This is a genomic window from uncultured Boseongicola sp., assembly GCF_937988555.1.
Taxonomy (GTDB): Bacteria; Pseudomonadota; Alphaproteobacteria; order Rhodobacterales; family Rhodobacteraceae; genus Boseongicola.
Genome location: NZ_CALJXO010000210.1, coordinates 1 through 7,279, shown reverse-complemented (window position 1 = coordinate 7,279; position 7,279 = coordinate 1). Strand labels below are relative to the sequence as shown.

Genomic DNA, 7,279 nt, shown 5'->3' with positions numbered 1-7,279 from the left:
TCGGAGGCCCCGGAGCCGTCACCCAAAGCCGCTCCCGCTCGCCCGCCTCGCGCCACGTCAGATTGCACGGTGTTCCCATCAGGTGTTTGAAAATTTTGGCAAAATGCGCCGAATGCAGTAAGATGAGACCCATGCCCGAATAGACTGCGTCCGCCACGAGCTGCACGACAACCTCCGATACATCCGCGTGTGCCGCATGCCCCCACCACAACAAGATGTCCGTTCGTGCAAGCCGCTCCGCCGTGATCCCATGCTCTGGGTCCTGCAATGTTGCCGTTTCGGCCTGAATGCCGGGGTCTGCATTCAACGCGGCCGCGATGCAGGCATGCATGCCGTCGGGATAGACGCCCGCCACGACCTCGTTTTCGCGCTCATGGATGTTTTCGCCCCAAACCAGCGCCTTAATCATCGTCATCGTCCTGTTCACCTGAAAGGCCCTTAAACCCGCGCGCGACGACAAACTTTTCCGAACTGTCCGCACGCGACGCCGGAGGCTTCACGTTCGCAACTGATGTGAAGCGCATCTTCAACAGCTTTTGAAGCGAGCCTTCCGCGCCACCGGCGAGCACTTTCGCCACAAATGTCCCGCCGGGGTCGAGAACGTCAAAGGCCAGTTCTGCGGCCGCTTCGCACAAAGCCACAATGCGCAAGTGATCGGTCTGTTTGTGGCCCGACGACGACGCCGCCATATCCGACATCACTACATCCGCATTGCCCCCAAGCCAGGCTTTCACCTTCTCGTCTGCGCCGTCCGACATGAAATCAAGCTGATGGATTTCCGCGCCGGAAATGGGCTCGACCTCTTGCAGGTCAACGCCAAGAACCCGGCCAATGGCCTTGCTCTTTCTGTCGCCAAGCGCGTTCACACGCCGCACGGCTACCTGACACCAACCGCCGGGAGCACAGCCCAGATCGACAACCCGCGCGCCGGGTACAAGAAATCGGTACTTCTCATCCAACTCAAGGATCTTGAACGCCGCCCGCCCCCGCAACCCTTCGGCCTGCGCGCGCTTCACGTAAGGATCGTTAAGCTGGCGCTCCAACCAAAGGGTCGAGCTAAGCTTGCGTCCACGCGCGGTCTTCACTTTGACGCGCAGATCGCGCGCACCGCGTCCGCTGGTTTTCTTTTCCATATGACCGTCTCCTGACCGGTTTCCGATAGCCCGCGCATCACATGCTAGCAAGAGACCGCTGTCTGATAGTTCATATCACGTCGCGGCTTGTTAGGGTTGCCCAACAGATTCGCAAGCGAGACCGCGCCAATGTCCTATCTCTTCACAGACGTCAAAAACCCGGCACCGCACGCCAAACCCATCGCCGAAATAGCAACGACTGCAGAGCAGAACGAAAGGTTAAATCCGTGACGGTAAAAAGTATAAGTGTACTTGCAGGGCTGTGCTTTATTGCCCTCGCCTCCTGTGCATCGCTCAGCGAAGACACCTGCCGCGGCGGCGACTGGCGCGAAATCGGCTTTCAGGACGGCGCACGCGGCCAAGGCCCGGATCAGGTTTTCCGCCATGCGCGCGCCTGCAACGACTTTGGCATAGCCCCGAACAAGACGCTTTGGGAAGCTGGGCGAACCGAAGGCCTGAAGCTTTATTGCACGCCGCGAAATGCTTATCGGGAAGGCGCCGAAGGCGACCATTTGCGCCCGGTATGCCCGATTGCAGATCGCCCCGCACTTCTCGACGAGAACGAACGCGGCCTCTCATGGTACAGGCTGGATCGCGATATCGACGAAAGCGAACGGCGGATAGCCCGCATTGGCTCGCTGATCCGCGATCTTCCGGACACCGACCCGGCCCGAGCAACGCTGACGGCTGAGCGCTTACTTTTGAGGCTTGAGATATCGCGGCTCAGAGCTCAGCGAAACCGGTTCAGATACTAAGGATTGGTACGGGCGACCGGACTTGAACCGGCACGGGCTTTCGCCCCAAAGATTTTAAGTCTCATGCGTCTACCATTCCGCCACGCCCGCGCCGGATCTTCCTAAGACGACATCAAAGCAGGGGCAAGCTAGAAGCCTACAACTCTTCGCCCTGCGGCTCGATCAAAAGACTGCGTTCGGAAATCCACGGGTTCAACTCAACCGCCTCACGCAAGACGTCCTGAGCCTCGTCGTCGCGCCCCATCCCCATCAACGTCAAAGCCTTGCCGCTAATCGCGGCAACATGACGCGGAGACCGCTCAAGCGCGCGGTCAAGATCCACAAGCGCGGTGGCAAAGTCCTGACGCAGGAAGCTGACGAAGGCGCGCTGATTGTATCCTTCCGCATAATCCGGGCAATATTCCGTCAGTCTGTCAAACGCATCAATCGCATCTACGAAGTTATAAGACGACCGTGCCGCCATCCCGCGATCAAGAAGCGCTTGCGCCTGTTCGTCCGGTGCCTTGGCCCAAAGTTCCCACAATTGGCTGGAAATACCACGCGCGGCCATCTCATTCGGGGCGGCCTGCGCGCGATCCAAAAGCAAATCGGCGGCCGCGGAAATATCGGGCGGTGCCGGACAATCTGCGAAAGCGGGCGCGGCAAGGAGCGGCAGGATAAAAAGGTGTTTCATATTTAATAAGGTGGCGTGCCTGACGGCGCCGTCAAGTCACGAAACCGCCATCCTTGACCGCCTGCATCGCCACATGGGTCGCGGTGTGTGCGACATGCGGCATGCTGGAAATGCGTTCGCCCAGCACAATACGATACCGTGTCATATCCCGTGTCCTGACCTTCAACAGATAATCGAACGCTCCGGCTATCATGTGACATTCTTCAATCTCAGGCACCGCGACGACAGCCGCATTGAACGCCGACAAAGCCTTCTCGCGCGTGTCGCTCAGCTTGACCTCGACAAAAGCCACGTGATCCAATCCCAATCGAACCGGATCAATCTGCGCCGAATACCCTCGAATGACGCCCTGCTTTTCGAGCCGTTTCAACCGCGCAAGGACAGGCGTTTTGGAAAGGGCAACTTGCCGTGCAAGCTCGGTAATCGAGATTCTGGCGTCCGCAGATACGATATCAAGGATCTTTCGATCTGTTTTATCAAGCGACAAATCCATATTTGACTAAAACTCCAGATATTTTTGGTCCGATTTCGCGCGTTCGTCGCATATTTCAACTATTTCGTCTACAGTGCCGCTGCTATATTTGATGTATGACACACACACCTTTGACCCGCTTCACCACGTATCCCGCTGAGGACGCCACGCTGTCTGCGGTCACAAAACTTGCTGCGCTCACCGACACGGACCGTGCCATGATTTGCGACGAAGCCGCAAAGCTGGTCCGCGCAATCCGCACCACTGGGCGACCCGGCATAATGGAAGTCTTCCTCGCCGAATACGGGCTTTCCACGGATGAAGGCGTAGCACTGATGTGCCTTGCCGAAGCGCTTCTGCGTGTTCCAGACTCCGAGACGATCGACGCGCTGATCGAAGACAAGATCGCGCCGTCCAACTGGGGAAAACACCTTGGCCACTCGTCGTCTTCTCTGGTCAACGCCTCGACCTGGGCACTGATGCTGACAGGCCGCGTTCTTGACGAAACTGGACCTGGGGTTGCCGGTGCCTTGCGCGAGGCGGTCAAACGTCTGGGCGAACCCGTGAGCCGCAAGGCCGTCGGCCGCGCTATGCGCGAAATGGGCCAGCAGTTCGTACTGGGCCAGACCATGACCTCGGCTATGACCCGCGCCGCCGCGATGGAAGCCAAGGGCTACACCTATTCCTACGACATGCTCGGCGAAGCCGCGCGTACCGACGCCGACGCTCAGCGCTATTTCGCCTCCTATGCAAGCGCGATCCGCGCAAGCGGTGACACCACGACCGGCAAAGACGTCAAGTCCCGTCCCGGCGTTTCGGTGAAGCTGTCCGCGCTGCACCCCAGATACGAGGTATCCCAACGCAAGCGCGTTCTGGCCGAACTGACCCCGCGCCTTGTCGACCTTGCGATCATGGCCGCCGAGCGCAACATCGGCCTGAACATCGACGCCGAAGAATCAGACCGCCTGGAACTGTCCTTCGACGTGATCGAGGCCGCTCTTGGGGATGCGCGCCTTGCCGACTGGGATGGCTTCGGAATTGTCGTGCAAGCCTATGGCCTGCGTGCCGCCCCGGTGATCGACCACATCTACAATCTTGCGAAGCGGTTTGACCGCAAACTGATGATCCGCCTCGTGAAAGGCGCCTATTGGGATACCGAGATCAAACGCGCGCAAGTCCTTGGGCTTGATCGCTTCCCTGTCTTCACCGCCAAAGAAGCCACCGACGTCTCTTATATTGGCTGCGCGCGTAAGCTTCTAGGGATGACTGACAGAATTTACCCGCAGTTTGCCACCCATAACGCGCACACAGTACAAGCCGTTCTTCGAATGAGTTACGATATGGAGACCTTTGAATTTCAACGGCTTCACGGAATGGGCGAACAACTCTTTGAGACTGTCCGCAAGCAACACAAAATCCGCTGCCGCATCTATGCCCCCGTTGGCGCGCACCGCGATCTGCTTGCCTATCTTGTCCGTCGCCTGCTTGAGAACGGCGCGAATTCCAGCTTCGTCAATCAGTTGGTGGACGAAGACGTCCCCGCCGAAACCGTGGCCTCGGATCCATTTGCGACTGCGAACATTCGCCCCAGCATCCGCTCCGGGCAAGCCCTCTACGCCCCAGACCGCAAAAACTCGATCGGCTGGGATCTCACCGACGGCGCGACTTTGACCAGCCTTGAAGCCGCCCGCGCCCCGTTTAAAAACCAACTCTGGTCGGCAATTCCGATTGTCGCGGGCGCCGCTGGATCATTGCAAGCGCAAGAGATCTTAAACCCTGCGAACCCCGCCGATCTAGTCGGTACGGTTGTTCAGGCTGATAGAGAATGCATAGCGACTTCCTTCGGTGCCGCAAAACCATGGTCGGCCTCCCCGACCGAGCGCGCCCTCGTCCTAAACCGCGCCGCCGACCTCTATGAGGAAAACGCGCCTGAGCTATTTGCGCTTTTGGCACGCGAGGCAGGCAAAACCTTACTGGATTGCGTCGGAGAAGTGCGCGAAGCCGTTGATTTTCTGCGCTATTACGCAAGCGAGGCTACTCATTGCACGGGCGAACCCGTTGGAACAGTCACCTGTATCAGCCCCTGGAACTTCCCTCTGGCAATATTCACCGGTCAAATATCCGGCGCCCTTGCGGCAGGCTGCGCGGTATTTGCAAAACCAGCAGAGCAGACGCCCCTTGTCGCGCATCGCGCTGTGCAGTTGATGCACGATGCTGGCGTGCCCGTGGCCGCCTTGCAATTCCTGCCTGGAACCGGGGCAACTGTTGGCCGCATGCTTACATCTGATGCGCGCGTAGACGGAGTTGCCTTCACTGGCTCGACCGCGACGGCGCAAACCATCCGCCGCGCCATGGCCGAAACTCTTGCGCCCGGCGCACCACTGGTCGCCGAAACCGGCGGCATCAACGCGATGATCATCGATTCTACCGCGCTTCTGGAACAGGCCGTGCGCGACGTGGTCGCCTCGGCGTTTCAGTCGGCAGGCCAAAGGTGCAGCGCCTTGCGCTGCGTCTATATTCAGGACGATATCGCACCCGCTTTTCGCGAAATGCTCACCGGCGCAATCAAAGCGCTGACAGTTGGCGATCCGTGGGATCTTGCAACCGACATCGGCCCCCTTATTGATCAAACCGCCCATGACGGGATCTCCGCGCACCTGAAAGACCACAACGCACGCCCGCTGATTGCCGCGCCGCAAGGCGGCACCTTCCTTGCGCCAGCCCTTGTAAATGTCACGGCTATCACGGCTCTAAAGCGCGAAATTTTTGGCCCGGTCCTGCACATCGCGACCTTCCGCGCTGATCAGCTTGAAAAGGTTATTTACGATATTAATTCAATGGGTTACGGTCTGACCTTCGGCCTTCATACGCGCATTGATGGGCGTGTTCAGGACATTGTCGAGAGCGTCAGCGTCGGCAACGTCTACGTGAACCGCAACCAGATCGGGGCCGTCGTCGGCACCCAACCTTTCGGAGGTGAAGGCCTTTCGGGAACCGGCCCTAAGGCGGGCGGCCCGTCCTATGTGGCACGCTTCACCAAAGACGTGGATCCGGGCGCGCAGGTAGAGCGCAACATGCCCGGGCCAACAGGGGAGACCAACCGCCTGACCGAACACCCACGACCACCATTTCTCTGCCTCGGCCCCGGACAAGACTTGGCCGAAAAGCAACGGCTTGCCATCGAGGCCGTCGGCGGAACCGCGAAGATTGCACCTGAAATGACCCCTGACCTGCTTGGCAATGCGACCCACATCGGTGGCGCGATCTTCTGGGGTTCGGAGACCGAAGCGCGCGCCTTTGCGACCGCACTCGCCCAGCGTGCCGGCGCAATCTTACCCCTGATAACAGCCACGCCGCGCAGCTTCGAGGTGCGCCACGAGCGGCACCTGTGCGTCGATACCACCGCGTCGGGCGGAAATGCAGCCCTTCTGGCTGAAGTATCAGACACTTGACCTTTCACGGCCAACGGGGTCGGTTCTGCCCATGTTCCCGTTTCGCGATCACAACCCGTCCTCCCGCACGCCTTACGTCACCTGGGCGCTGATTGCCGTCAATATTCTGGTGTTCGCCAGTTACCACGCGCTTTTCAGCGATGAGCGCGCCCTGTCGAACTTCTTCTTCAACTACGGATTAGTCCCCGCAATCGCGGCCCCCGAAACGTTTGTGACTTCGATGTTTCTGCACGGCAGCTTCATGCATCTGGTGGGTAACATGCTGTTTCTCTGCGTCTTCGGCGACAATCTGGAAGATACGATGGGCCACGTCCGCTACCTTCTTTTCTTTCTTGCCAGCGGACTGGCCGCCGCAAGCGCGCAGTTCTTTTCTGACCCTGCAAGCACGGTCCCGATGGTTGGCGCATCCGGTGCAATCGCCGGCGTCATGGGCGGCTATCTATTGCTATACCCAAAGGCCCGCGTCGATGTGCTGATCTTCATTGTCGTCATCATCCGCGTCATTCCGATACCAGCATGGATCGTCCTTGGGGCATGGTTTGGCATCCAACTTGTGCAGGGCGCTGCCGCTCCGACGGCAGGCGGCGGTGTCGCCTATTGGGCGCATGCGGGCGGGTTTGTGGCGGGTTTACTCATGACGGCTCCGGTCTGGCTCAGAATGGGGGGAACCGACTATTGGAAGCGCACAGAAGGCGCGCCTCCGCATCCACAAGCCAAATACCGCCGTGTTAAAACAGGCATCCCAACCGTCCGCCGCCATAGGTGACGCGGCCTCTGACCTATTCGTGCAGGTT

At 59.3% G+C, this 7,279-nt stretch carries 7 protein-coding genes and 1 tRNA gene; 3 read left to right on the top strand and 5 right to left on the bottom strand.

The features are described 5' to 3' along the window. Together Q1B15_RS12625 and Q1B15_RS12620 are read right to left on the bottom strand one after the other, a co-directional pair. Positions 1 to 415: ThuA domain-containing protein (locus Q1B15_RS12625; RefSeq protein WP_299754085.1), on the bottom strand; the 415-nt coding region annotated here is incomplete at its 3' end. After that, positions 402 to 1,133 (bottom strand): RlmE family RNA methyltransferase, encoded by a 732-nt coding sequence (locus tag Q1B15_RS12620; protein ID WP_299754084.1) that lies wholly within the window; start codon positions 1,131 to 1,133, stop codon positions 402 to 404. The genes Q1B15_RS12625 and Q1B15_RS12620, both read right to left, overlap by 14 nt. Before the next feature lie 227 nt (positions 1,134 to 1,360). On the opposite strand from Q1B15_RS12620, the gene Q1B15_RS12615 reads away from it, so the two are divergent. After that, a complete protein-coding gene (locus Q1B15_RS12615) occupies positions 1,361 to 1,888 on the top strand; it encodes a DUF2799 domain-containing protein (RefSeq protein WP_299754083.1) in 528 nt (175 codons plus the stop codon). Between the two features lie 4 nt (positions 1,889 to 1,892). Here the strand turns inward: Q1B15_RS12615 and Q1B15_RS12610 are convergent. From Q1B15_RS12610 to Q1B15_RS12600, 3 genes are all read right to left on the bottom strand, one after another. Beyond that, a tRNA-Leu gene (locus Q1B15_RS12610) sits at positions 1,893 to 1,978 on the bottom strand. A gap of 46 nt (positions 1,979 to 2,024) precedes the next feature. Beyond that, positions 2,025 to 2,561: a tetratricopeptide repeat protein gene (locus tag Q1B15_RS12605; RefSeq protein WP_299754082.1), complete on the bottom strand. Its 537-nt coding sequence runs from the start codon at positions 2,559 to 2,561 to the stop codon at positions 2,025 to 2,027. Positions 2,562 to 2,592: 31 nt separating this feature from the next. Then, a complete protein-coding gene (locus tag Q1B15_RS12600) occupies positions 2,593 to 3,054 on the bottom strand; it encodes an Lrp/AsnC family transcriptional regulator (protein WP_299754081.1) in 462 nt (153 codons plus the stop codon). Positions 3,055 to 3,149: 95 nt separating this feature from the next. Here Q1B15_RS12600 and putA point away from each other — a divergent pair, with 95 nt between their 5' ends. Both putA and Q1B15_RS12590 read left to right on the top strand, forming a co-directional pair. Then, positions 3,150 to 6,485 carry a bifunctional proline dehydrogenase/L-glutamate gamma-semialdehyde dehydrogenase PutA gene (gene putA / locus Q1B15_RS12595; protein ID WP_299754080.1) on the top strand — a complete coding sequence of 1,112 codons (3,336 nt, stop codon included), beginning with the start codon at positions 3,150 to 3,152 and terminating at the stop codon, positions 6,483 to 6,485. 31 nt (positions 6,486 to 6,516) lie between these two features. Then, the gene (locus Q1B15_RS12590) at positions 6,517 to 7,251 is read left to right on the top strand and encodes a rhomboid family intramembrane serine protease (RefSeq protein WP_299754086.1); all 735 of its coding nucleotides are present in this window, start codon (positions 6,517 to 6,519) and stop codon (positions 7,249 to 7,251) included. The last annotated feature ends 28 nt before the right edge of the window (positions 7,252 to 7,279 follow it).